The sequence below is a fragment of the Kitasatospora sp. NPDC057904 genome (assembly GCF_042887925.1).
GTDB lineage: Bacteria > Actinomycetota > Actinomycetes > Streptomycetales > Streptomycetaceae > Kitasatospora.
In genome coordinates, this window is record NZ_JBHVOL010000043.1 from 13,205 (window position 1) to 36,649 (window position 23,445).

A 23,445-nucleotide genomic window follows, 5' to 3' on the forward strand; every position below is an offset into this window, starting at 1 on the left:
CCCCGAGGGACCCGCCCGTCAGGCGAAGACGACCGTCCGGCTGCCGTTGAGCAGCACGCGGTGCTCGCTGTGCCACTTGACCGCGCGGGCCAGCGCCTGGCACTCGACGTCCCGGCCGAGCGCGACCAGCTGGTCCGGGGTGACGTCGTGGGTGACCCGGGCCACCTCCTGCTCGATGATCGGGCCCTCGTCGAGGTCGGCGGTGACGTAGTGCGCGGTGGCGCCGATCAGCTTCACGCCGCGGGCGTGCGCCTGGTGGTAGGGCTTGGCGCCCTTGAAGCTCGGCAGGAAGGAGTGGTGGATGTTGATCACCCGGCCGGACAGCGCCTTGCACAGGTCGTCCGAGAGCACCTGCATGTAGCGCGCCAGCACGACGAGTTCGACGTTCTCGCGCTCCACCAGGTCGAGCAGCTGCCGCTCGGCGTCGGCCTTGGTGTCCCGGGTGACGGGGATGTGGTGGAAGGGGATGCCGAAGCCCTCGGTGAGGTCGCGGAAGTCGGTGTGGTTGGAGACCACCGCGGCGATCTCCACCGGCAGCGCGCCGATCCGGCTGCGGAACAGCAGGTCGTTGAGGCAGTGCCCGAACTTGCTGACCATGAGGACGATCCGCATCCGCTCCTCGGTCGGGTGGATCTGCCACTCCATGCCGAACGAGGCGCCGATCGCGGCGAAGCTGGCCCGCAGCTTGTCCGCGGTGACCGGCTCGGCGGCCGAGAAGTGCACCCGCATGAAGAACAGGCCGCTCTCCCCGTCCCCGAACTGCTGGCTGTCGATGATGTTGCAGCCGGTCATGAAGAGGTAGCTGGAGACCGCGTGGACGATGCCCTGCTTGTCGGGGCAGGACAGCGTGAGGACGTACTGGGCACTGGCCGGCTGCTGTTCCACGTGGGGGTATCCCGTCCTATGGTCGTGCGGTTCGTGAATGGTCCAGCGTGTCACATCCTGGACAGCACCCGTCCCGGTGCCCGTACTGCGGGACGGCACCGCCCGTTCCGCAGTACGGGCACCGGGCCCCCGCTCAGACCGAGGTCAGGATCCGCAGCACGTCCAGCGACTTGGGCGCCGCGTCCGGGTCGTCCCCGTCGTTGACCGCCAGCAGCACGTGCGCCTCGCGCGCGGCCCGGACGGCCTCGGGCCAGCCGGGGTGGCCGACGTAGGCGGTGGCCGGGGCGTCAGCGCCGACCTCGTGCAGCAGGCTGACCACCCGCAGCACGGCGACGTCCACCAGGGCGGCCTCGGCCGCGTCGCGGAAGATCGCGCCGACGTACTTCTCGGCGGACCAGCGGTCCAGCCAGGTGTCCTCCACGAGCCGGTAGACGGCGTCGGTCACGTCCCCGTACCCCTCCCGGCCGGACAGCCAGGCCTCCTGCTGGAAGGCGGGGTCGGACAGCATGTGCAGGGCCGAGCGCAGTCGGGCTCGCCAGCGCCACCAGGGCAGGTCGTTGAGCGGCATGCCGCCCATCGTGCTGGAGCGGTGGCCCGGACGAGAAGGGTTTCGGGCGGACCGGTGCGAAGAATCTGTGCTGGCGGACATGGGGAACGATCGTACGTTCCCGTGCTGTTCGTGCTCCACTCGCGGGATCTACACGCGTTCCCCTCGGGAGTTCGGCACCCGTTTTCCGAGCGTTCACATTTCGGTCCTCTCGGCTTGTGCCGCCGGGGCTTGGCTTGCTCCGGTGCGCCGGAGGGCGCCCCAGAGAGGGAATACCGATGACCCGCCGAAGGGACACCTTCCAGGCCCGGAACCAGATCGCGCGGCAGCGCCGGACCGCGCGCCGCCCGATCGCCGCCGCCGCGATCGCCGCGGCCCTGCTCCCCACCCTCTTCTCGGCCTCCGCGTGCGGCGGACCGGCCGATGCCACGACCGGCTCCGACCTCACCGTCATGACCTGGGCGCCGGCCGGCACCGGCTCGGCCGACCGGCCCGGCATGACGGCGCTCGCCGAGGCCATCGGACGCGACGTGAACAACAAGGGCGGCTTAAACGGACGACGGCTGCGGGTGCTCACCTGCAACGAGCACAACGACGCCGAGGGTGCCAAGGCGTGCGCGCAGCAGGCGGTGGACAACAAGGCGGTCGCCGTCATCGGCTCCTACAGCCAGTGGGGCGACGCCTTCATGCCCGTCCTGGAGCGTGCCGGGATCCCGCTGATCGGCGGCTACGGCCTCTCCCAGCCGGAGTTCAGCAGCCCGCTGTCCTACCCGGTGGACGGCGGCATGCCCGCGCTCATCGGCGGCAGCGGCCGCCAGCTGGTCGACGCCGGGTGCAGATACGTTTCCCTGGTGCGCCCGGACACCCCGGCCGGCGACAACCTGCTCGGCTACCTGGCCAACGCGCTCAAGCCCGCCGGGCTCAAGCTGCTCGACGTCAAGGCGCCCGAGAAGTCCAACGACTACACGCCGGTGGTGCGCAAGGCGATCGGCAAGGACGAGCCGGGCAACTGCGTGACCATCGCGCTCGGCGCCGAGCCGACCGGCAACCTGCTGGACGCCTACCGGCGGCTGGGCCCGAGGAACACCAGGATCGCCTCGGTGATCGGCAGCGTGCAGCAGTCGGTGGTCGACTCCACCGGCGGCGACAGCGGACCGCTGGGCGGCGCGTTCGTCACCAGCTGGTACCCGCCGGAGTCGGCCAAGGTGTGGGACGGGCTGCGTGACGTCGTGCGCGCCGACGGCCGGACCATCGACGTGTCCGACCCCGGCGTGGAGACCACCTGGGTCGCGTACGAGGTGTTCCGCGTCGTCTCCGACAAGCTGACCTCGGCCGGCAAGGCGGTCGACTCGAAGACGATCACCGCCCTGCTGGACAGCGGCGAGGGCGTCGACGTCGGCCTCACCCCGCCGCTGAGCTGGGGCACCACCAACATGCTGCCCAGCACCGAGTCGCCGCGGCTGGTGAACACCTGGGTCACCTACCAGGTGGTGAAGGGCGGCCGGATGACCCTGCAGCAGCCGGGCTTCGTCGACGTCCGCTGGGTGCTCACGGGCAGCAAGCCCCCGGCGTGACGGTGTGCGGGCCGCCCTCGTGAGGCGCGGGCGGCCCGCCCCTCCGACGCCCTCCTACAGGTCGCCGTCGCCGCGGCTCGGCAGGCCGGTCTGCGTCGCGATCGCGTTCCAGAGCGTGGACGCCTGCTTCTTGGCGTTCGTCGCCGAGCCGCTGGCCGTGACCGCGTTCTTGTAGTGCTGGTTGTCCTGCTTGCCGCACGCACCCGGGGCCTGCGAGTCCGAGGCCCAGGCCGCGTACTCGTCGTCCGCCTGCGCCGAGGCCGTCCAGGCCGCGTTGAGCTGCTCGACCAGCTGCGCACCACCGGGCAGCTTGTCGGTCTTCAGCTGGCCGAGCTTTGTCTGCAGCTCGCGCCGCTTGCCGGCCGCGGCGGTCAGCGCCTGCTGCGACTCCGGCAGCTGGTTGCACTTCTGCACGGCGCCGACCGCGTTCACGACCGCCGAGCGGCTGTCGCTCGCGGTGCCCAGCAGGTCCGACAGCGGCTGCGCCTGCGCCTTGACCTCCGGGTCGACGGCGGCCGCCGAACCGCTCGCGCCCGCCGGGCCGGTCGAGGCGCTGCCGGCCGAGGCCACCGGCGGGGTCTTCTTCTTGTCGCCGCTCGTGCTGTCGTCGCCGCCGCTCATCAGCACGGCGACGAGGATCCCGGCCGCGGCGCAGCCGGCCACCACGCCGCCGATGATCAGCTTCGAGGACGGGCGTCCGCCGCCGCGCTCCTCGCGGACCGGCACGGCGGTGGTCTGGTACTCGGCGCCGGAGTAGTCGACACCGGAGTAGCCGGGCTGGACCGGCTGCGGGTGGGCGGCCGGCGGGTAGCCCTGGTGGCCGTACGCCTGGTCCGGCTGCGGTGCGTAGCCGGGCGCCTGCTGCGGGTAGCCGGGGGCGCCCGGGTAGCCGCCGGCCTGCGGGTCCCCGGTCGGGTACGGCGGGAGGTGCTGGGTCTCCGGCGCCGGGGCGCCCTGCGGGTAGCCCTGGGCCCCGAGGGCCGGGGCGCCGCCCCACGGCGCGCCCTGGGCCGGCATGGCCTGCGTCGGCAGCGCGTGCCCGCCCTCGCCCAGGTACTCCGGCTGCCCGGACGGCTGCCCCACCGGCGGCATCTGCTGGCCGGGGGCGCCCTGCGGCTGACCCGCCTGACCTGGCACGACGGCCTGCGGGCCCTGCTGCTGGCCGGGCTCAGGGCGGAACAGGTCGTCCAGGTTGAAGTCACCCGAGTTGGGATACGAGCGGCGCTGGCTCAACGCGATTCCTCACCTGTGCACGACCGCGCGCTGACGGCGGACCACATCTCGTCGGTTCTTGGGAGCATCACAGTTCCTTGGACGTCGCGCCCACGCTACCGGTTCGCCTCACCGGGTGACCACGTGGGCGGGACATCACGACCTGCTCCCCCGCGGGGGCCGATCCGCTCAGGCGGCCTCCGCGTCCGCCCTGGCGTGGAACTCGCGGACCACCCGCTGCTCCCGGTAGGGCTCCAGCCGGCGCCGGAACTCGTCCAGGTACTCCACGCCCCGGTTGGAGCGCAGCCCGCTCAGCAACCGGACCGCCTGCGCGCCCGTCTCGCAGGCGCGCTCCAGGTCCCGCTGCTGCAGCTGCGCCGTGGCCAGCAGGACCAGGTCCACCGCGCGGCGGCGCACCCGCGTCGGCGGGTGCAGGTCGAGCGCCCGGCGGGCGTAGTGCTCGGCCTGGCCGGCCTGTTCCAGGTCCCGGTGGCAGTGGGCCAGCTCGTCGGCGAGGTAGGCGTCGTCGAAGTGGACGATCCAGTCCGGGTCGTCCTCCGGGCGGCGCTTCTCCATCATCTCCAGCGCCTTGGCCGCGACCGCCTCGCACGAGCGGGCGTCGCCGAGCAGCGCGTGGCCGCGGGCCTCGGCCGCGTAGAACATCGCCATCGCCGTCGGGGTGGCCACCGTCCGCGCGCCCTCCTGCGCGGCGCGGGCGAGTTGGGCGATCTCGCGCGGGTTGCCCAGCGTCGCCGCGAGGTGGCTCATCGAGGCCGCGAGGACGTAGCCGCCGTAGCCGCGGTCGTCCGCCGCCTGCGCGAGGCGCAGCGCCTGGATGTAGTAGCGCTGGGCGAGTCCGGGCTGTCCGGTGTCCACCGCCATGTAGCCGGCCAGCTCGGTCAACCTCGCCACCGCGGCGAAGAGTTGGCGCCCGGTCTCCTCGCGGTAGGCCCCGCCGAGCAGGCCGGAGACCACCGAGTTGAGGTAGTGGACGACGACCGGGCGCACGTGCCCGCTGCCGAAGCGGTGGTCCAGGTCCACCAGCATCGTCGTGGTCGCCTTGATCGCCGCGACGTCCGTCGGGCCGACCCGCGGGCCGCCGGTGCGCGCCACCACCGGGTCCGGCGGGGTGATCAGCCAGTCCCGGCTGGGCTCCACCAGGGCGGAGGCGGCGACCGTCGCCCCGGTCAGGAAGTCCCGCCGGCCGACGTCGCTGCGCCAGAGCTCGCAGACCTGCTCCAGGGCCGCGCCCAGGGTCGGCGCGAACTGCAGCCCGATGCCGGAGCTGAGGTTCTTGCCGTCCGCCATGCCGATCTCCTCGACCGACACGCTGCGGCCGAGCTTGCGGCCCAGGGCCTCGGCGATCACCGCCGGCGCCTGCCCGCGCGGCTGTTGGCCGCGCAGCCACCGGGCGACGGAGGTCTTGTCGTAGCGCAGGTCCAGTCCGTGCTCGGCGCCGCAGAGGTTGACTCTCCGGGCCAGGCCGGCATTGGAGCAGCTGGCCTCCTGGATCAGTTGCTGCAGACGCTCGTTGGGCTGTCGTGCGACGAGTGGTCTCGCGGCCATTGGGCTTCGCCTCCCCACACCCTCCGGTCCCGGCCGGCGGGCGACGATTCTGCTGATCTGTTGCCGACTGTCCGACCGTCCAAGGAATCTGACACCAGGTTAGCGATCAGCAACGCCAGCGGGATACCCACGGTGACGAACCGCACCCCCCACGCGCCCTGGGAAATGCTCCCGTGCGCCCCCTCTGCGCCCGCCCCCGCCCGCCCCAACTCGGTTGAGTCACCGGTTCGGGTGACATTGCCATCATGCGCCCATCCGGGCACCGCGGGGCCGTAACCAGGCTCACACACGGTAGTTGAGCAGCGCGTGGAAGACATCCCCGACTCCCCCGACCAGGGCAAGAACGCCGGACTGCCCCCGCTGCTCATCGAAGCCGTCAGCTACGCCGAGAACCGCCACTGGGAGGTCGCCCCGGGCGCCTGGCTGATCGACGGCGACGGGCCCGCCCGCTGCTCCTGCGGCGACCCGCGCTGCCCGCTGCCCGGCGCCCATCCGCTGGACGCGGACTGGGCCCGCAAGGCGAGCGCCGGCCCCGGGGCGGTGCGGCGCTGGTGGACCGAACGGCCGCAGGCCTCCATCCTGCTGCCCACCGGCCGCTCCTTCGACGTCCTGGACGTCCCGGAGGTGGCCGGCTGCCTGGCGCTGGCCCGGATGGAGCGGCAGGACCTCCAGCTCGGCCCGGTCGTGGCCGTCCCCGCCTCCCCCGGCCGGATCGGGCGCCGGCTGCACTTCCTGGTGCTGCCCGGGGTCGCGGCCAAGCTCCCGGAGATGCTCCGCAAGCTCGGCTGGCCGCCCGGCCGGCTCGACCTGGTCGCCCGCGGCGAGGGGGACTGGACGGTCGCCCCGCCGTCCCGGGTCGGCAGCACCGGGTACGCCCAGTGGGCCCGTTCCCCCTCGGCGCTCAACCGCTGGCTGCCGGACGCCGCGGAGCTCATCAGCCCGCTGGCGTACGCGTGCGGCCGCGAGGCCCCCTCGGCCCGCCCGCAGAACGCCCAGCCGGCGGGGGTGCACTGAGGCCGTGGTGCGCCGGAGGGACGTCGGCCGGGCCGTTCGGCCCAGCCGGATTCACCCTCCCCCGGACAGCCGCCCTGCGCCTATCGGGTGAGGGCGTGCGCCGCGCGACACAACGCGCGCGAGTGACGGGCCTTGTCTCCCACCGGAGGCGGGGCCCGTCATACGCATGTGCGGATAAAGGCCCGGTCTACCCGCTGGTCAACCGGAGAAGCCCCTCGTACGAGTGACAGCGCTCAAGGATTGCCATGATCGGCCGAGGGGAGGAATCCGGTGCGAGGGGACGCCGGAAGGGACGCTCGGACGGGGAAGCCGGGCGGGGCGGTGCGGAGGGGAAGCGGGAGGGACCGGAGGGGACGGGAGGGAAGAGGGGGACCGGGGAGGACGAAGAGGCCCGCTGCACGGGGAGCAGCGGGCCTCTTCGTCGTGTGCGACCTCGTACGACCCGTGTGCAGCCGCGTGCCGCCGATGTGCCCTCGCGTGCGCCGTCGTGCGCCGCCGACGGCGCGGACGGCCTGGCGGCTCGGACGGCTCGGCGGCGGCTCAGGCCTGGGCGACGAACACGTGCTGGGCGATGTCCTTGCCCAGCTCCGCGGCGTTCTCGCCGGTGCCCACCAGGACTCCGCCGACGCCGGGGCTCACCATGACCGTCGAGCCCGGGCGGACGCCCGCCCGGCGCAGCCTGCGCATCAGGCCCTCGTCGGTCTGGATCGGCTCGCCGATCCGGCGGACCACCACGCTGACGCCCTCCTCGCCCGGCTTGACCGAGTCGAGCTGGACCAGCGCGGCGTCGAAGCCCTCGCCCTCGGCCTTGGCGTCGCCGAGCTCGTCGAGACCGGGGATCGGGTTGCCGTACGGGGACTGGGTCGGGTGGCCGAGCATGGCGAGCACCTTGCGCTCGACCGTCTCGCTCATGACGTGCTCCCAGCGGCACGCCTCCTCGTGCACCTGTTCCCACTCCAGGCCGATCACGTCGACCAGCAGGCACTCGGCGATGCGGTGCTTGCGCATGACGCGCACCGCGAGCCGGCGGCCCTCCTCGGTGAGCTCCAGGTGGCGGTCCCCGGCGACCTGGAGGAGGCCGTCGCGCTCCATCCGGCCGACCGTCTGGCTGACGGTGGGGCCGCTCTGCTCCAGACGCTCGGCGATCCGGGCGCGCATCGGGACGATGCCTTCCTCCTCCAGCTCCAGGATGGTGCGAAGGTACATCTCAGTGGTGTCGATCAGCCCAGACATCGCCGCTGGCTCCGTTCTTCGGGGTCCTCACCGACAATTCTGACGTACCGGCCCGACAACCGGGCCCGCCCGGGGGCTTCCGGTACCGGTTTTCGTTCCTGTTGACAGCGGGACCGCCGAGGCACCACCGTGCTCGCCGTAGCTTTCTCCACTGGCGGCCGGGACCTTCCGGGCCGCCCCACCCGGGCCGGCTCCCTCACCGGCAGAGAGCGGAGGCACCAGATGAACGACCTGGTCGGCCGGTACTTCGACGCCGCGATCGCCCATCTCCAGCGGGTCCGCGAGGAGGAGGCCGAGCCGATCGAGGCCGCCGCCGCGCTGCTCGCCGAGGCGGTCGCGCAGGGCCGCCGGGTCTTCACCTTCGGTGCCGGGCACTCCTCGCTGCCCGCGCAGGACGTGGTCTACCGGGCGGGCGGGCTGGTGCCGGTCAACCTGCTGAACGTGCCCGGGATGGCCGGGGTGACGGTGATGCCCGCGCCGCTGGCGAGCGCCCTGGAGCGGGTGTCCGGCCTGGCCACGACGAGCCTGGACCTCACCCCGGCGACGGCGGGCGACGTGCTCTTCGTGATCTCGCTGTCCGGCCGCCAGGTCATGCCGGTCGAGCTGGCCCGGTACGCGCGCGACCGCGGGCTGAAGGTGATCGGGGTCACCTCGCTCGCGTACCCGGGCGAGGTGCCCTCGGCGCACCCGTCGGGGACGTACCTGAAGGACAACTGCGACGTCGTGCTGGACAGCAAGATCGCGGTCGGCGACGGCGAGCTGACCCACCCGGGCGCCCGCACGACGTTCGGCCCGGTCTCGACGATCGTCACCAGCGCCCTGATGCAGGCCGTCGTCGCCTCCGCCGTGGGCCGCCTGGCGGAGGCGGCGCAGGCCGGCACCGCGGAGGCGCCGCCGCTGTTCCGCTCGGGCAACGTGCCGGGCGGGACGGAGTGGAACGTCCGGCAGATGAGCGACAACGCGGAACGGATCTTCTACACCTACTGAGCCGCACCCACGGCCCCCGGGCCGCTCCCGCCGGGCCCCGGGCCGCCCGCCGGACAACCACCCGGGGGTTCCCGGCCATTGCGGGCCGGACGGCCGGGCGGCAGGCGTACCGGGGAGCCCGCCGGGGCAGGGAAGGGGTGCGACCGGAGCGACGGGTGGGGGCCGAACATGGCGTCTGGTGCGGGGCGTACCGGGTGGGTGCGGGAGCGGGACCTCCTGCCCGACCTCTTCTGGGCCGCCGACTCCGCCTCGCTGCACGGGCAGCACCGCTCGGTGGTGCTCTCCGCGTGGGAGCTGGTCCTGCTCCTCGTCGCCGCCGCGACCGGCTCGGCCGACGGCGAGGCGTGGGCCTGGCCGGCCGCCGTCGCCTACCTCGGCGCAATCGGGTTCGCCGTGGTGATCGGCCGGCAGAACCCGCAGGGCCTCTGGTACGAGGGCCGGGCCGCCGCGGAGTCGGTGAAGACGCTCGCCTGGAAGTTCGCCGTGCGGGCCGACGCCTACCAGCCGCCGCCGCGCGCCCTGCCGGACGCCGAGGGCCTGTACCGCTTCCAGCTCGGCCGGGTGCTGGGCGCCTTCCGCGGCGGCCCGGCGGTCGGGTCGCCGCCGGGCGCGGAACCGGGCGGGGAACCGCTCGCCGGGCCCGCCGGGATCACCGACGCGATGCGCGACCTGCGCGCGCAGCCGCTGGCCGTCCGCCGCGAGGTGTACCTGCGCGAGCGGATCGAGGTGCAGCACGCGTGGTACCGCTCGAAGTCCCGGTACTGCGCCCGGGCGGGCTTCTGGACCGGTGTGCTCGGCGTGGTGCTGCCCGCCCTCGGGCTGGTGCTCGCGGTGCTGCGGGCGCTCGGCGCGTTCACCTACGACGCGCTCGGCACGGTCTCGGCGGTGGCCGCGTCCGTCGCCGCGTGGGCGCAGCTGCGCCAGTACCGTCCGCTGGCCGCGGCGTACGGCCTCGCGGCCGACGAGCTGGACCAGATCCGGCGCCAACTGGCGGCGCTGGAGCTGGAGTCGGCGGACGCCGAGGAGATCTGGGCCCGGCTGGCCCGGGACGCCGAGGACGCGGTGTCCCGGGAGCACACCACCTGGCAGGCCCGCCGGGAGATCCGCACCACCACCGACCGGTGACCCCCCCACCGGTGACACTCAGGAGGCAGGCGCGTGGCGTTACGAATGGTCAAGGCCCCGGGCGGACGCGCACTCGCCGTGGAATCCCTGGGCGATCCGCGCGGCCGTCCGGTGTTCCTGCTGCACGGCATGCCGGGCAGCAGGGTCGGCCCGCACCCGCGCAGCACCGTGCTGTACCGGCTGGGGGTGCGCCTGATCTCCTACGACCGGCCCGGGTACGGCGATTCGACCCGGCAGGTCGGGCGGCGGGTGAGCGCGGCGGCGGCCGACGTGCGGACCATCGCGGACGACCTCGGCCTCGAGGCCTTCGCGGTGCTGGGCCGCTCCGGCGGCGGCCCGCACGCGCTGGCCTGCGCGGCGCTGCTGCCGGAGCGGGTGAGCCGGGTGGCGGTGCTGGTGGGGCTCGCGCCGCGCAACGCGACCGGCCTGGACTGGTACGCGGGGATGACCCCGTCGAACGTCCGCGCCTACCGGGAGGCGGAGCGCGGCCACGACCGGATCGCGGACACGATGGAGTTCCGCTCCCGCCAGATCAAGGACGACCCGGTCCGGCTGCTGAAGGGCCTGCGGCCCGAACTGTCGCCCGCCGACCGGATGGTGGTGGCCGACAGCGGGCTGCGGCGGATGCTGCAGAGCAACTACCGGGAGGCGTTCCGGCACGGCGCGGACGGCTGGATCGACGACGTGCTGGCGTTCACCGCCGACTGGGGTTTCAAGTGCGAGGACATCGCGGTGCCGACCTGGCTGTGGCACGGCGCGGACGACCAGTTCTCGCCGGTCGAGCACTCCCGCTGGCTGGCCGACCACATCCCGGGCGCCGAGCTCTTCCTGGAGCCCGGCGCCGCGCACTTCGGTGCCTTCCGGGTGCTGACCACCGCCCTGGCCTGGGCCGCCGGCTAGGGCGTCAGGCCTTCACCGGCGTCAGGCCTTCACGGGCGTCAGCGGCTCGTCCCCGGCCAGCACCGCCAGGACGTTGTCGACGGCCAGCCCGCCCATCGCCTGACGGGTGGCCACGGTGGCGCTGCCGAGGTGCGGGGCCAGCACGGCGCGCTCCTGGGCGAGCAGGGCGGACGGCACCGCGGGCTCGTGCTCGAAGTTGTCGACGGCCGCGGCGAACAGCGCGCCGGACTCCAGGGCGGCCGCGAGCGCCGCCTCGTCGACCACGCCCGCCGTCATGCTCACCACGACGGCCCCGCGCGGCAGTCGCGCCAGCCGCCGGGCGTCCAGCAGGTGCCGGGTGGCCGCACCGAGCGGGCAGGTGACGACCAGCACCGTGGACGTCGCGAGCAGCTCGTCCAGCGGCTTCCACCGCGCGCCCTCGGCCCGCTCCGGCGGCAGTTCGCTCCGGTTGTGGTAGCTCACGGGCATGTCGAAGCCGCGCGCCCGCCGGGCGACGGCCTGCCCGATCCGGCCCATGCCGAGGATGCCGAGCGGGGTGCCGGACAGCTCCATGCCGAGCAGGAAGTTCGGCGCCCACACCCACGGCTGCCCGGAGCGCAGCAGCCGTTCGCCCTCGCCGAGCCGGCGGGTGGCGGCGAGCAGCAGCGCCCAGGCCATGTCGGCGGTGGCGGTGGTGAGCACGCCGGGGGTGTTGGTGACGAGCACCCCCCGTTCGGCACAGGCCGCCACGTCGACGTTGTGGTAGCCGACGGCGTGGTTGGCGACGATCCGCAGCCGCGGCCCGGCGGCGTCGAGGAACTCGGCGTCCACCCGGTCGTCCAGGGTGGTGAGGACGGCCCGGCGGCCGGGCAGGGCGGCCAGCAGCTCCGGCCGGGGCATCGAGCAGTCGGAGTCGTGGCAGGTGGCGGCGTGGTGCGCGGTGAGCCGTTCGATCACCCCGGGCGCGAGGCGGCGGGTGACCAGGACCGGGGGCGGGGTAGTCATGGCTCCGGAGCGTACCCCGCCCCCCTGAACGTCCCTGCGAACGTTCCTCGACGCGTCACACCGGCTGCGGTTCCAGGTCCCGGTTGATCCGCTTCCAGCCGCGTGCCGACACCGTGTTGGGGTGCTCCTCGCCGAACTGCCGGATCAGCTCGGCGATCGAGCGGGCCCGCAGTTCCGCCGCCTGGCCGTGCCGCGCGGCCGCCCGCAGGGTGATCGCCAGGTTGGCCTCGCAGGCGACGGCGTCCGGGTGCCGGGGGGTGTAGCGGGCGCACAGGCCCTCGTAGGCGGCGCGGCCCAGTTCCTCGGCGCGCTGGGTCTGCCCGTCGTCGCCGTACGCGTTGGCCAGGTTGATCATCGCGTTGAGGGTGTAGGGGTGGTCCGGCCCGACGGAGCGGGTGAGCCCGTCGACGGTGGCCCGGCCGCGCTCGATGGCGCCCGGGACGTCGCCGCTGCCGCGCAGGTAGATGCCGAGGTTGTTGGCGCAGGCCAGGGTGAACGGGTGCTCGTCGCCGAACAGCCGCCGGTGGCCCTCGAACACGGTCGCGCACAGGTCCCGCGCGGTCTCCTTGTCGCCGGAGGCGCTGTGGTCGGCGGCCAGGTTGAGCGCGCAGGCGAGCGCGTCGGGGGCGTCGGCGCCGTAGCGCTCCAGGTAGCGCTCGTAGGTCTCCTTGGTGATCCGGCGGGCCTCGGCGAGCTGGCCGATCCGGCGCAGCGAGACGGCCAGCGACTTGGCGTTGCGCAGGTTCTCCGGCAGGTCGGGGTCGAGGACGTCGCCGAGGTCGGCGGTGACCTCCTGGAGGAGTTCCACCGAGCCCTGGTAGTCGCCGAGTTCGCGCAGGTCGCGGGCGAGGTTGGACTTGGTGGAGAGGGTGTAGGGGTGCTTGGGGCCGAGGACGGCGGTGCGCCGGTCGAGGGTCTCCTGGTCGAGTTCGCGGGCGAGTTCGCTCTCGCCGACGAGCCGGTAGTCGATCGCCAGGTTGTTGGCCATGGCGAGGGTGCGCGGGTGGTCGTCGCCGAACAGCTCGCGGAACTGGGAGAGGATCTCGCGGTCGAGTTCGAGGGCGGCCTGGAACCGGCCGAGGGCCCGGCGGTCGGCGCCGAGCGAGCCGGCCGTCATCAGGGTGTAGGCGTGGTGCTCGCCGAGCAGGCCGCGCTGGCGCTCCAGGGTGTCCTCGTCCAGGGCCAGGGCCTCGGCGTAGTTGCCCTGGGAGCGCAGGACGTTGGCGAGCTGGAAGCGCAGGAGGAGGGTCTGCCGGTCGCCCTCGCCGAGCTTGCGGGTCCACTCGGTGTCCAGGGCGTGGCCGAGGTCGCGGGCGCGGTCGAGCTCGCCGCGCTTCCACAGGTAGCGGACGCGGTCGATGAGCAGCTGGCGGGTGTCGGCCTCGTCGCAGTTGTGCGCCTTGGAGGGCGACAGGTGCGGCCAGATCTCGTCGAAGGCGGGCCAGTTGGCGGGGTCGTCGGTGTCGCCGAGGACGGGCCGGGCGCCGGTGAGGATGCGGTGCACCTCGTGGACGGCGACCTCCTGCTCCTCTTCGGTCATCTCGGCCCGGATCACGGCCTGGACGAGCCGGTGCACCTGGAAGCTGTTGCTGCCGGCGTCGACCTTGGCGAGCGCGTAGCGGCCGATGGCCTGGATGACCTTGCCCAGCATGAACTTGTCGCTGAGGTCGGCGTCGTACTTCACCAGCGCCCGGATCATCTGGTCGCTGTAGAAGAGGTTCATCGAGATCGGCTCGGGCGCGAAGAACGCGCACAGCTGGAGCAGCCGCACGGCGGCCGGGGACTGCTGGCGCAGCCGGCCGATGGAGACGTTCCAGGTGGCGCCGACCGGGGTCGGGTAGTCGGCGGGCCGGGCGACGGCCAGCGCGCGGGCGGCCTCGGCGTGCAGCTGGGTGACGTACGTCTCGACCGGGGTGCCGGTGGTGTCCAGCCACGCGGCGGCGACCTCGACGGCGAGCGGCAGGTCGCCGACGGCCTCGGCGACCCGGTCGGCGTCCGCCCGGGACAGGCCGCGGGCGCGCCGGCACAGGTGCTCGACGCTCTCGCCGCGGGTGAAGACGTCGACCTCCAGGGCCTCGGCGTGCCCGGTCCAGGCCTGGTTGCGGGAGGTCACCAGGATGTGGCCGGAGCCGCCGGGGAAGAAGCGGCGGATCTCGGACGGCTCGTCGGCGTTGTCGAAGATCAGCAGCCAGCGCGCGGTGGGCCGGCCCAGGCGCAGTGCCTCCCGGGCGGCCTCGGCGGCCTCGGTGACGGAGTCGCCGACGCGCAGGCCCAGGCGCCGGGCCAGTTCGGCGAGGGCGGGGGCGACGAGCTCGGTCTGCTCGGCGTCGATCCACCACACCAGGTCGTAGTCGGACATGAACCGGTGCGCGTACTCCAGGGCGACCTGGGTCTTGCCGACGCCGCCGAGCCCGTACAGCGTCTGCGGGGTGGGCAGGACGGCCGCCATGCCGCCGCGCAGCTGGTTGCGCAGCTGCTCCAGGACGGCGGCGCGGCCGGTGAAGGACGGGTTGCGCGGCGGGACGTCCCACACGGCGGGCTTGCTGCCGGGGAAGCGCGGCCCGCCGCCGTTGCCCTCCGGCAGGGCGGCCTCGCCGCGGCCGAGCGCGCGCAGCAGCGTCTGGACGGACTGCGCCTCGTCGCGGCCCACCAGGTCGACCGGGTTGCGGTTGCTGAACGGCGCGGTGAGCCGCACGTCGCCGACCCGGACGGGCACGAGCTGGCGGCGCGTCCCGGACGGGTCGGAGCTGACCACGGACTCCCACAGGGCCCGGGCCTGCGGGGAGCGCTGGTAGGCGGGCGAGAGCACGGCGACCGTCCGGTAGGCGGCGTCGATGCCGCGCTCGGTCTCCTCGCGCGGGTCGGTGCCGGCGCTGAGGTCCCGCGGCAGCACCCGGAAGCCGGCCCGGGTGAGGACGGACTCGATCCAGTCCGCCCACATCCGGTCCTCGGGCACGTACGACAGGTAGAGGTCGGCGGGCACGGAGGGGCGGCGGCGGGTGAACGCGTCGACGTAGCGCAGCCGCACCTCCTCGTCCACCGCCGGCAGGTTGGTGACCCGGCCCTCGGTGATGACGGAGGTCAGCCGCTCGCACGCGGCGAGCATCGAGGTGGGCGTGCCGGGCTGGTCGCCGAAGGTCGCGAGGATCTCCTCGTAGGCGTAGAACGGCCGGTACGGGATCTCCACCGAGCCCCAGTACTGGGCGAGTTCCTCGCCGCCCAGGCCGGCCGGCAGCCCGTCGAAGCGCACCCGGGCGAGGGCGCGGCCGGCGTCCGCCTTCTCCTTCTCGCCCTCGTCGATGCGCATCGGGACGGGCAGGATGCGGATGCCGCGCTCGCGGTAGCGGTCGTGGATGTGCTGGGCGATCCGGGAGGCGCCGTCGATCGACTGGTCGCTGAGGGTGAAGCAGACGACGAGGTCGTCGGGCATCTGCACGGTGCAGATCTCGGCGATGTCGGACAGGCCGGTGCGGGAGTCGATCAGGACGTAGTCGTAGCGCTTGGCCATGTCGGCCTTGAGGGCGTCGAAGAACTGCCCGCCGTCGAACCGGTCGTAGAAGATGTCCCAGTCCAGGTGGGTGACGGCCTCCGAGTAGTCCCGGTTGAACTGGCCGGCGGAGAGGAAGTCGAGGCTGCCGCCGCGCGGGAACAGCGGCCAGGACAGCGACAGGGCGTGCGGGTGGACGCGGGCGAAGTCGAGGTGCCAGCCCTCGGCGTGCTCGACCGGGCGCAGCGCCTCCTCCCGGTACTCGGCGATCAGGTCCATCATGCCGGTGGTGCCGGCGAGGGAGGCCGGGTCGAGGAAGGGGTGGAAGAACTTGGCCAGGCCGGGCGCCTCCAGGTCCCAGTCGACGGTGAGCACGCGGTAGCCGTTGGCGGCCAGGATCCAGGCCGTGTTGGCGAGCGCCATGGTGCGGCCGGTGCCGCCCTTGTACGAGTAGAACGTGATGATCCGCCCGCCGCGGTCCTGTTCCTGCGCCTGGCCGCGGGCCTCGCGCTGCGCGGCCAGGTCGGCGGCGGTGAGCCCCCCGAGGCGGAGGTTCCTGGTGGTGTTGTCACTCATCTGGGTCCTCCCACGGGCGCCGTCCCGTAGCCGGGGTCGTCGTCGGTGTCGTCGCGGTCTGGGTGGTCGTCGCGGTCGGTGGGGCCAGGTCCGAAGGGGTCGGGTTCGCGCCGGAACGCGTCCCGCAGGTTGGGCCGCGGCGCCGGGGGGTCGTCCGGCTCGGCCCGGGTGCGGCTCTCGAAGGCGTACTTGGCCTTCATCGCGGCCCGGGGCAGCGCGTCGTCGAAGTCGTCGAGGCTGGTGAGCCCGGCGGTGCCGGTCGCGCCGAGGAAGCTCGGGCGGCTGGCCCGGCGGGTGATCCGCAGCGTGCGGTCGCTCAGTTCGCCGAGCTCGCGCTCGCGTTCCTGGCACTCCGGGTCGTCCATGTTCCACGGCTCCAGGACGCCCACCCAGGTGGCGTCCGAGCGGTCGAAGCGCCGGACCAGCTCGCGGCGGCGCTCGTCGCACAGCGCCCAGCGGTCCAGCAGGAGCAGCCCGGGCGCGGCGGCCTCGCCGCCGATGATCGCCTCGGCCTCGTCGTCGAACTCGTGCACGGTCGGCTGGAAGCCCAACTGCCGCGCGAGGCGCACCGCGTGCTGGGCGATCGGGGAGCCGGAGGGGCGGTAGGGGTGCCAGTCGGTGCGCTTGGCGCCGTAGTAGTCGGGGCTGCGGTCCTCGGGCAACTCGCCCTGGTGGTAGGAGAGGACGGAGATCCGGAGCTGCTTGGTGGGCGCGGTGACGTTGAACGCGCTGGGCAGGGAGTTGAAGTCCAGCCGCCGCCCGACCGGGATCACCGTCTCCTCGGCGACCTGCACGATCCGCGCGGCCAGCCGGTGCACGGCCAGCTCGTAGGCGGCGCGGAAGTAGGTGAGCTTCATCAGCGCGTACAGGCCCTCGGTGGCGTAGTCCGGCCCGAAGCTCGTGTGGTTGAACTGGAGGTCGCCGGCCACCCTGGGCAGTTTGTAGCGGCTCATCGGCGCCCATAAGACCGGCACGATCCCGCTGGTGCGCTCGGAATCGAGGTTCGCCGGATAGACCGGCCGCCGGGTGAAGGCGTGCCATTCCTGGCCGCACGGAACGCTGTTGAAGTACCGCGGCGAGTACAGCGGCACGAACACCCGGCAGTTGGCCAGTTCCTCCGACAGCCGCTCCGCCCACAACTCGCCCTGGTGCATGGACTCGTCCATGAACCCCACCGGCACCCCGGCGGGCACGGTGGTCAGTTGGAGCACCGCCTCGCACAGGTCCCGGTACAGCTGGCGCACCCAGTGGTTCGGATCCCCGGCACCGCGCGCGCCCGACCTCGGGGTGTGGGCGTAGGAGAGGAAGAAGTACGGCCTGGCGTCGTCCTCGTCCCAGCCCCGGTCGTTCACACGCGCCTCCCCCGGGCCCGCCGGCAACCTGTTCCCCGCAGCCCCCGTGCGCGGGGCTTCAGTGTAGGAACGACTGGCACCCCAATGGAATAGCACAACGACTCGCACGAATTGACATGACCGAAACGACGTGCTGGTCAGCTCTGCTTGAGGGAGTCCAGATCGATGATCCGATCAGCGGGCGGGAGGCTGACGGTGACGGGGGCGTCGTAGTCCGAGAAGTCCATCGTGGTGCCGTCCGAACTCCCGCCCACGTGCGGCGACTCGACCCGGAGGGGCCGCGCGGGCCCGTCCGTGGCGACGTACCCCTCGAACGATCCGTCCTTGGACGAGGTCGCGAGGATCCCGGCGGCCTTCCGCCCGTCCACGGTCGCGGTCCCCTCGGACGCGACGTCCTTGTACCAGTCGCCGTCCCCGAAGACGGGCGTGCTCTTGAGGTCGCAGAACGTGGTGACGGTCTGCAGGTCGTCCCCGTCCTTGATCCGCAGCCAGTGGTCCTTTCCGGCCGCCACCGCCTTGTCCCCGCCGAGCCTGGCCAGCAGCCGCTCGTCCTCCTTGAACAGCGTCTGCCCGCCGCTGCGCAGCAGCTCGGCCTTCCCCTGGTCCCCGAAGTCGAACGACCCCGTGCAGTCCCCGCCGGCCGCGGCCGACACGGCGAAGGTCATCTTCTGCCCCGAGTCGCTCTCGCTCCCGGTGATCTTCACCGACGCAGCCTGGGCGAACTGCTTGTGCCCCTGTTCCAGCACCGTCCCGGCACTCATGGCCGGTTCGTCACCGCTCCCGCACCCGGCAAGCCCGGCCAGGGCCAGCACGACCCCGCCGACCACAGCAGCCCGCTTGACACCCACGTCGAACCCTTCGCACAACGAACACCTGCGCGGATCCTACGTGCGGGCCCGCCCGGAACGGCGGGCGAGCCCGTGTGCCGTTGGCGACAGTCGGACGGCTCAGGACCGGGATCGGCGCAGGACGTGTTCGGCCAGGTCGACGGCCTCCCGGAGGGAGATCAGGCGGCAGTGGGCGGTGCCGATGCGGCGGGTGGTGAGGGTGGTGGAGGCGGCGAGGACCCGGGCTCCCAGGTCGGCGAAGTGGAGGTCGTCGAGGTCCGGGGCCTTGAAGGTGGTCCAGCCGTCCGGGCCGACGCAGCGGTACTCGCGCTGGGGGACGTCGGGCATCCGCAGGTCGGCGAGGTGGAAGCCGGTGAAGCGGGCGATCGGGACGCCGATCATCAGGACCTGGGCGTCGAGGTCGTAGAGGCGGCCCAGCGGGGACTCTGGGCCGAGGTGGGAGGTGAGCGGGTGGTGCGCGGTGATCGCCCGGGCGTGCTTGCCGACGGCCGCCCAGGACGTCTGGGGGTGGTCGCTGCGCCGGGCACGCCGATGCGTGCGGATCGTCTCCGAGAGCGTCCCCATGGTCGGCGAGCACGGCGTACTGGCCGGATCGAACGGCAGCATCCGGTCGAGGTGCTCGGCCCGGCGCTCCGGAGAGAGCCCGGCGGTCTCGGCCCGGTGGATCCGGGAGGTGGCCGAGTTCTCCGGGGTCGCCGTGTAGGCGACGAGGGTGCCTTCCCCCTCCTCGTCCCGCAGGGCTTCGAGCAGGGCCTCGACCACCGTCGTCGCGCCGCCGGGCACCGGGCCGAGCGCACGCAGGGACGCCTGGACGTGGAGCACCGCACCCGCGCGGACTCCGATTTCGGTGAATTCACGGGCGAGCAGGGCGAGTGGTGCGGCGGCGACGCTGCCGGCGCGGGATTCGGTGAGGATGACGGTACCCCGGGATCATGGGCCCCGGGTGAGGGAGCCCCGGGGCGGGTGGATGGTGGTCAGACCGCGGCGTGTTCCCGCCGGGCCCGATCGGCCGCCCGTTCGGCCGCCGCGGGCAGCGGTACGGCCAGCCAGGGGGCCACGGTGGCACGCATGCCGTCGGCGAAGCGCAATCCGAGCGCGGTCAGCGCGCCCGAACCGGCCAGCCGCTCGACGGCTTCCGCGGTGTACCGCCGCCACAGCGCGAACTCGCGCCGGGCCCGGTCCGCGGCCTCGCCCGGCAGCCCGTCGTAGGCGAGCGTGCGGGTGCCCCAGTACTCCGTGACCGCCAGGTGGGCGTACGTTCCCTGGAGCAGGCCCTCCAGCGGCCGGGGGTCGGGCCGCCAGGGCGCGAAGTACAGCGTGTCGTCGCCTCGGTCGTACAGGTCCGTGAGGTCGAGCACCGCGCCCAACTTCACGTGCTGGAACTCGTGGGCCAGCAGGAGGGCGAGCGTCGGCGCCGTCGCCGGGCGGGCGATGCCCACCGCGCCGAAGGCCTGCCGAGCCGCCGAGCTGACGTCCCGGCCCGCGGGGCCCGGCCGCAACGGGGTCACCGTCGTGAGGCCGGCCCGGATGCCCTCCGCGTACCCGGGCAGGTCCCGCCCGAGCAGTTCCCAGGACTCGCGCAACGCACCCGTCCAGTCGAGGAGTTCGCCGCCCGAGAGACGGGCCGACACCGCGTGGGCGTGACTGTCGCGCAGCGGGTCGACGTCCTCCAGCGCGACCGTCCACCCGCCCGCCAGCCGGACCCGCCGCAGCGGCTCGTCCAGCAGGGTGCGGACGGTCCCGTCGGAGGCGCGGACGGAGAGGCCGTCCGCCGTGCCCGTCACGACGGCCTCCCCGTCCGGGAGGGCTAGGCGCCCGAGCGTCGGCAGGTGCAGCCACCCGCCGCGCACCGGCACGGCCACCGCGTCGCCCCGGGCGGCTCGCACCGCGGCGGCCGCGGCGAGCGCGGCCAGCGGCCCGAGCCCGGTGCCGAGGTCCCCGGCGAGCCGCCGGGCGGCCCAGGCGCGCGCGTACGGGTGGGCGAGGACGGCGTCGACGGCGGCGGGGGCGGCGACGTCCAGCGCGGCCAGCAGTGACCACGCCTCGGCCCGCCCCTGTCCGGAGGCGTCCCAGGCGGCGGCCAGCATCGCCCGGGTGAGGGCGAGTTGGGAGCGGCCGAGGGCGTGGACGGTGTCCGCGCTCCCGTAGCCCCGGGCGAGCTCGTCGAGCTGGTGGTCGGCGAGCGCGGCCGGCACGACCGGGGCGGCGTTCTGGGCAGGGACGGCCACCGCACCGCCGTACGCCGCCACGCCGTTGATGAGCGCCATGAGGTCCCCGCAGTAGACGGAGGGGTTGTCGAAGCCGCCTCCCCCATCGTCGCTCCGATAGCGGTGGGCGTACAGACCGCCTCCGCAGCTCCGGACGACGGGGCAGGTGCGGCAGGTGCCGCAGAGGCCGGCGAGACCGGACTGGCGGGCGGCGACGCCGGGGTGCCCGGCGAGGTCGTCGAGGGTGTGCTCGAAGACGTTCAGCCCGGTGGCGGGGGCGCCGTCGTACGCGGTCTTCAGGCTGTCGGCCTGCTCGAACGTACCGTCCGTCTCCAGCACCGCGAGGTCGGAGGGCTCCAGGCCGAGCGACTCGGTGAGGCTGGAGAAGCCGCGCCGCGTCCGGTGGACGGACTCGAAGGTCCGCACGGCGAACGGCCGCCGGTCCGCCTCCCACAGCTCGTGGACGGCGAGCAGCCAGTCGGCGTACGGGGTCGGCCCGAGCGTGGAGGGACGTTTCGGCGGGTCGTCCCAGGTGGCGTGCGGGAGCAGGAAGTCGACGGCGGGTGGCTGGAGTTCGACCAGGGCCCGGTAGACCGCGACCGGATCGTTCTCGACGTCGATCGTGCACAGCAGTCCGGCGAACAGGTGCCGGTACGCGGGCTCGCGCAGCAGCGCGACGGCCCGCAGGACCTGCGGGTGGCTGCTGCGCCCGTCGGCGAAGCGCCGGTGGCGGTCGTTGGCCGCGCGGTCCCCGTCGAGCGAGATGCCGACGCGGACGCCCAGTTCGGCGAACAGCTCGCAGAAGGCACGGCTCAGCAGCACGCCGTTGGTGTGGATGCGCAGGTCGAGGGCGCAGCCGGGCGGGAGCGCCGCCCGGAGCTCCTCGGCGGCGCGGCGCAGCCGGTCCGGGCCGGCGAGCAGGGGTTCTCCCCCGTGCAGGACGACCCGGACGGCGGGCAGCCGGTGGGCGGCCGCGTGCTCGCCGATGCGTTCGGCGGCCTTGGCCAGGATCTCGTCACCGACGGTTTTCGGCCGGGTGCGCCAGCTGCTGTCGGCGTGCTCGTAGACGTAGCAGTGGTCGCAGGCGAGATCGCACCGGCTGTGCATCTTGACCACGAATTGCGTCAGGGGAATTCGCGTCGTCATGGTCTGACTCGAAGGGTCGGTCTCGGCCCGCCGGTCAGATCGAGGAGTTGAAGGCCGCGACCGGCACGAGGCCGGATTCCGCGCCGGGGAGTGCGCGCCGCAGGCTCTCGGCGAGCTCTTCCGCGCCCAGCGCGGCCAGATCGGCGAGGGAGGGGCGCTCCGGCGTCTCCTGAGGGTCAGTCAGGTTGCCGGCCGGCCTGATGCTGGTTACCGGTGTCATATTCGTTTCCTTAGGCGCGGTTACGACCTGCCGAGGGTGGGTAAGCCACCCGGTTGCGACCAATGTAGTGCCCGCGAGGCACCAGCGCGGCACCTTGCGGTTTCGCGTTGGTGTCCGCAACGGCCCGACACCGTGCGGTGGCGCGTGGGACGCCGAGAATTCACCCGTTCGGCGGTCGCGCACTTCGCCGTGGCGCGCGCCGAAGCGGGATTCTTCGAGCCGCCGTTCGAATCGACCGGTCATCCCCCACCCGGTTCGCGGACGGACCGCACCACTTCCGCCGTGAACTCCAGACCGTAGTCGGTGAGTTCGCCGCTCGCCAAAAGTGTCTCACCCGCCGAGAGCGTGTGCGCCCGCCAGCGCTCGCCCTCCCGCTCCGCACGCTCCCGGCCGGCCCCCGAGGCGGCCTCGGTCCGCCAGAAGTCGGCCACCCCCAGGTGCGCGTACGTCCCCTGCAGCAGCGCGCCGACCGGGCGCAGGTCCGGCCGCCAGGGAGCGTGGTAGACGGCGGCGCCGTTGGGCCGGTGGAGCGGCACGAGGTCGAGCAGCGCGCCGAGTTGGACGTGCAGGAACTCGTGCACCAGGGCCAGCGCCAGCAGCACCGGATCGTCCGGCAGCGAAGCCGCCACCGCGCCGTACGCGCGCCGGGCGGCCGCGCTCACCGCCTCCCCGCCGGAAGCCGGCCGGAGCGGGACGATCGTGGTGACACAAGCGGCAACAGCCTCCGCGTGCCACCGGTGCCGCCGCACCAGAATCCCCCACGCATCCGCCAACCGCACCTCCCACACGGCCAGTTCGGAAGGCGTCAGGGGCCCGGCCGGCGGCCGCCCGTAGTCCACCCGGTGCGGCCCGACGTGGTCGATCACCGGAGCCCAGCGCAGCCCGTCGCACTCCAGAGCCAGCGGACGCCCGGCACCGAGCCGCACGAACTCACCCAGCCCACCCAACTGCACATCCTCACCAGCCGCCAGGCCGCGCAGGCAGTCGGCCGCCCAGGCGTCCAACTCCGGTCGCAGCAGCACCTCTTCCCACCGCACCCGGTCCGCCCGCTGCAGCGCGCGCACCTCGGCGTACGCCGCGTGGTACCCGTCGTCCTCCGGAGCCGCCCGGCGCAGCGCCACCAGCAGCAGAGCCCGCTTGCTCAACTGCCCCGCACGCAGGAGCCGAACAGCCCCCGCCCCTCCCCGCCCACCCGCGATCGCCCGAAACGTCGCCCGGTCCACCCCGTGCCGGGGCAACCCGTCCGCCCCCCGCGCGCCCGGCACCCCGACCGCCACAGCCTCACCCGTACCCGTCACCGCAACGTCCTCCCAGTCCGATACCACCCGGCGGCAGTCTCACCCCCTGGCAGACGGGAAACGCCGCCAACAGCCGCACATAACCCAAACGGCCGAAGCACCCCCCACCCCCTCACCTCCTTACCCCCATCCCTCCCCGCCGCACGAACGCACCCCCCTCAACCACCCCCCTTCCCCCTCCCCCCACAGGCGAGAGGGTCGGGCTGCGGGAGGGGGTGGCGGAGGGGGTGGCCGCGGAGAGGGGCGTGACGGGTGATTTTCAGACTGCCAACGGTGAGAACACC

Annotated in this window: 18 protein-coding genes; 5 read left to right on the forward strand and 13 right to left on the reverse strand. The window is 73.7% G+C overall.

Going from position 1 to position 23,445, the window contains the following annotated elements; translation table 11 throughout:
- Positions 1-18: 18 nt before the first annotated feature.
- A complete protein-coding gene (purU, locus tag ACFVSN_RS44035) occupies positions 19-885 on the reverse strand; it encodes a formyltetrahydrofolate deformylase (RefSeq protein ID WP_380439952.1) in 867 nt (288 codons plus the stop codon).
- Positions 886-1,018: 133 nt separating this feature from the next.
- On the reverse strand, positions 1,019-1,534 hold the full coding sequence (locus tag ACFVSN_RS44040; RefSeq protein ID WP_387959146.1) for a hypothetical protein: 516 nt from the start codon (positions 1,532-1,534) through the stop codon (positions 1,019-1,021).
- Positions 1,535-1,710: 176 nt separating this feature from the next.
- Here ACFVSN_RS44040 and ACFVSN_RS44045 point away from each other — a divergent pair, with 176 nt between their 5' ends.
- Positions 1,711-3,006: an ABC transporter substrate-binding protein gene (locus ACFVSN_RS44045; protein WP_380439947.1), complete on the forward strand. Its 1,296-nt coding sequence runs from the start codon at positions 1,711-1,713 to the stop codon at positions 3,004-3,006.
- A gap of 54 nt (positions 3,007-3,060) precedes the next feature.
- On the opposite strand, the gene ACFVSN_RS44050 is transcribed toward ACFVSN_RS44045, so the two are convergent.
- Complete coding sequence (locus tag ACFVSN_RS44050) at positions 3,061-4,239, reverse strand: hypothetical protein (RefSeq protein ID WP_387959149.1); 1,179 nt, start codon at positions 4,237-4,239, stop codon at positions 3,061-3,063.
- 168 nt (positions 4,240-4,407) lie between these two features.
- Entirely contained in the window at positions 4,408-5,784 is a 1,377-nt protein-coding gene (locus ACFVSN_RS44055) for a transcriptional regulator (protein ID WP_380439943.1), read from the reverse strand.
- Between the two features lie 315 nt (positions 5,785-6,099).
- On the opposite strand from ACFVSN_RS44055, the gene ACFVSN_RS44060 reads away from it, so the two are divergent.
- On the forward strand, positions 6,100-6,798 hold the full coding sequence (locus tag ACFVSN_RS44060) for a bifunctional DNA primase/polymerase (protein WP_380440058.1): 699 nt from the start codon (positions 6,100-6,102) through the stop codon (positions 6,796-6,798).
- Between the two features lie 540 nt (positions 6,799-7,338).
- Here ACFVSN_RS44060 and ACFVSN_RS44065 read toward each other — a convergent pair.
- A complete protein-coding gene (locus ACFVSN_RS44065) occupies positions 7,339-8,031 on the reverse strand; it encodes a metal-dependent transcriptional regulator (protein ID WP_380439941.1) in 693 nt (230 codons plus the stop codon).
- Positions 8,032-8,253: 222 nt separating this feature from the next.
- Between ACFVSN_RS44065 and ACFVSN_RS44070 the strand changes: the two genes are divergently transcribed.
- From ACFVSN_RS44070 to ACFVSN_RS44080, 3 genes are all read left to right on the forward strand, one after another.
- The gene (locus tag ACFVSN_RS44070; RefSeq protein ID WP_380439938.1) at positions 8,254-9,018 is read left to right on the forward strand and encodes a sugar isomerase domain-containing protein; all 765 of its coding nucleotides are present in this window, start codon (positions 8,254-8,256) and stop codon (positions 9,016-9,018) included.
- A 168-nt stretch (positions 9,019-9,186) separates the two neighbouring features.
- Complete coding sequence (locus ACFVSN_RS44075; protein ID WP_380439936.1) at positions 9,187-10,143, forward strand: DUF4231 domain-containing protein; 957 nt, start codon at positions 9,187-9,189, stop codon at positions 10,141-10,143.
- Positions 10,144-10,188: 45 nt separating this feature from the next.
- Complete coding sequence (locus tag ACFVSN_RS44080) at positions 10,189-11,043, forward strand: alpha/beta fold hydrolase (protein WP_380440056.1); 855 nt, start codon at positions 10,189-10,191, stop codon at positions 11,041-11,043.
- A 21-nt stretch (positions 11,044-11,064) separates the two neighbouring features.
- Here the strand turns inward: ACFVSN_RS44080 and ACFVSN_RS44085 are convergent, their stop codons facing one another.
- The 8 genes from ACFVSN_RS44085 to ACFVSN_RS44120 form a co-directional block, all read right to left on the reverse strand.
- Positions 11,065-12,027 carry a 2-hydroxyacid dehydrogenase gene (locus ACFVSN_RS44085; protein WP_387959151.1) on the reverse strand — a complete coding sequence of 321 codons (963 nt, stop codon included), beginning with the start codon at positions 12,025-12,027 and terminating at the stop codon, positions 11,065-11,067.
- Between the two features lie 55 nt (positions 12,028-12,082).
- Positions 12,083-16,090 (reverse strand): FxSxx-COOH system tetratricopeptide repeat protein, encoded by a 4,008-nt coding sequence (fxsT, locus tag ACFVSN_RS44090; protein ID WP_387959153.1) that lies wholly within the window; start codon positions 16,088-16,090, stop codon positions 12,083-12,085.
- Complete coding sequence (locus ACFVSN_RS44095; protein ID WP_387959155.1) at positions 16,087-17,442, reverse strand: TIR-like protein FxsC; 1,356 nt, start codon at positions 17,440-17,442, stop codon at positions 16,087-16,089. The genes fxsT and ACFVSN_RS44095 overlap by 4 nt, the downstream gene beginning before the upstream one ends.
- 137 nt (positions 17,443-17,579) lie before the next feature.
- On the reverse strand, positions 17,580-18,290 hold the full coding sequence (locus ACFVSN_RS44100) for a hypothetical protein (RefSeq protein WP_387959158.1): 711 nt from the start codon (positions 18,288-18,290) through the stop codon (positions 17,580-17,582).
- Between the two features lie 99 nt (positions 18,291-18,389).
- On the reverse strand, positions 18,390-19,112 hold the full coding sequence (locus ACFVSN_RS44105; RefSeq protein ID WP_380507498.1) for an aminoglycoside N(3)-acetyltransferase: 723 nt from the start codon (positions 19,110-19,112) through the stop codon (positions 18,390-18,392).
- Between the two features lie 152 nt (positions 19,113-19,264).
- The gene (locus tag ACFVSN_RS44110) at positions 19,265-21,643 is read right to left on the reverse strand and encodes an FxsB family cyclophane-forming radical SAM/SPASM peptide maturase (protein WP_380439924.1); all 2,379 of its coding nucleotides are present in this window, start codon (positions 21,641-21,643) and stop codon (positions 19,265-19,267) included.
- 34 nt (positions 21,644-21,677) lie between these two features.
- Entirely contained in the window at positions 21,678-21,863 is a 186-nt protein-coding gene (fxsA, locus tag ACFVSN_RS44115) for an FxSxx-COOH cyclophane-containing RiPP peptide (protein ID WP_359962476.1), read from the reverse strand.
- Positions 21,864-22,102: 239 nt separating this feature from the next.
- On the reverse strand, positions 22,103-23,008 hold the full coding sequence (locus ACFVSN_RS44120; RefSeq protein ID WP_387959161.1) for an aKG-HExxH-type peptide beta-hydroxylase: 906 nt from the start codon (positions 23,006-23,008) through the stop codon (positions 22,103-22,105).
- Positions 23,009-23,445 lie beyond the last annotated feature (437 nt).

What these genes read in the sequence shown, in the direction of transcription:
- ACFVSN_RS44040 (WP_387959146.1), bottom strand. Translation starts at nt 1,534, where the DNA reads ATGTCCGCCAGCACAGATTCTTCGCACCGGTCCGCCCGAAACCCTTCT.
- ACFVSN_RS44045 (WP_380439947.1), top strand. Translation starts at nt 1,711, where the DNA reads ATGACCCGCCGAAGGGACACCTTCCAGGCCCGGAACCAGATCGCGCGG.
- ACFVSN_RS44055 (WP_380439943.1), bottom strand. Translation starts at nt 5,784, where the DNA reads ATGGCCGCGAGACCACTCGTCGCACGACAGCCCAACGAGCGTCTGCAG.
- ACFVSN_RS44065 (WP_380439941.1), bottom strand. Translation starts at nt 8,031, where the DNA reads ATGTCTGGGCTGATCGACACCACTGAGATGTACCTTCGCACCATCCTG.
- ACFVSN_RS44070 (WP_380439938.1), top strand. Translation starts at nt 8,254, where the DNA reads ATGAACGACCTGGTCGGCCGGTACTTCGACGCCGCGATCGCCCATCTC.
- ACFVSN_RS44075 (WP_380439936.1), top strand. Translation starts at nt 9,187, where the DNA reads ATGGCGTCTGGTGCGGGGCGTACCGGGTGGGTGCGGGAGCGGGACCTC.
- ACFVSN_RS44080 (WP_380440056.1), top strand. Translation starts at nt 10,189, where the DNA reads ATGGTCAAGGCCCCGGGCGGACGCGCACTCGCCGTGGAATCCCTGGGC.
- ACFVSN_RS44085 (WP_387959151.1), bottom strand. Translation starts at nt 12,027, where the DNA reads ATGACTACCCCGCCCCCGGTCCTGGTCACCCGCCGCCTCGCGCCCGGG.
- fxsT (WP_387959153.1), bottom strand. Translation starts at nt 16,090, where the DNA reads ATGAGTGACAACACCACCAGGAACCTCCGCCTCGGGGGGCTCACCGCC.
- ACFVSN_RS44110 (WP_380439924.1), bottom strand. Translation starts at nt 21,643, where the DNA reads ATGACGACGCGAATTCCCCTGACGCAATTCGTGGTCAAGATGCACAGC.
- fxsA (WP_359962476.1), bottom strand. Translation starts at nt 21,863, where the DNA reads ATGACACCGGTAACCAGCATCAGGCCGGCCGGCAACCTGACTGACCCT.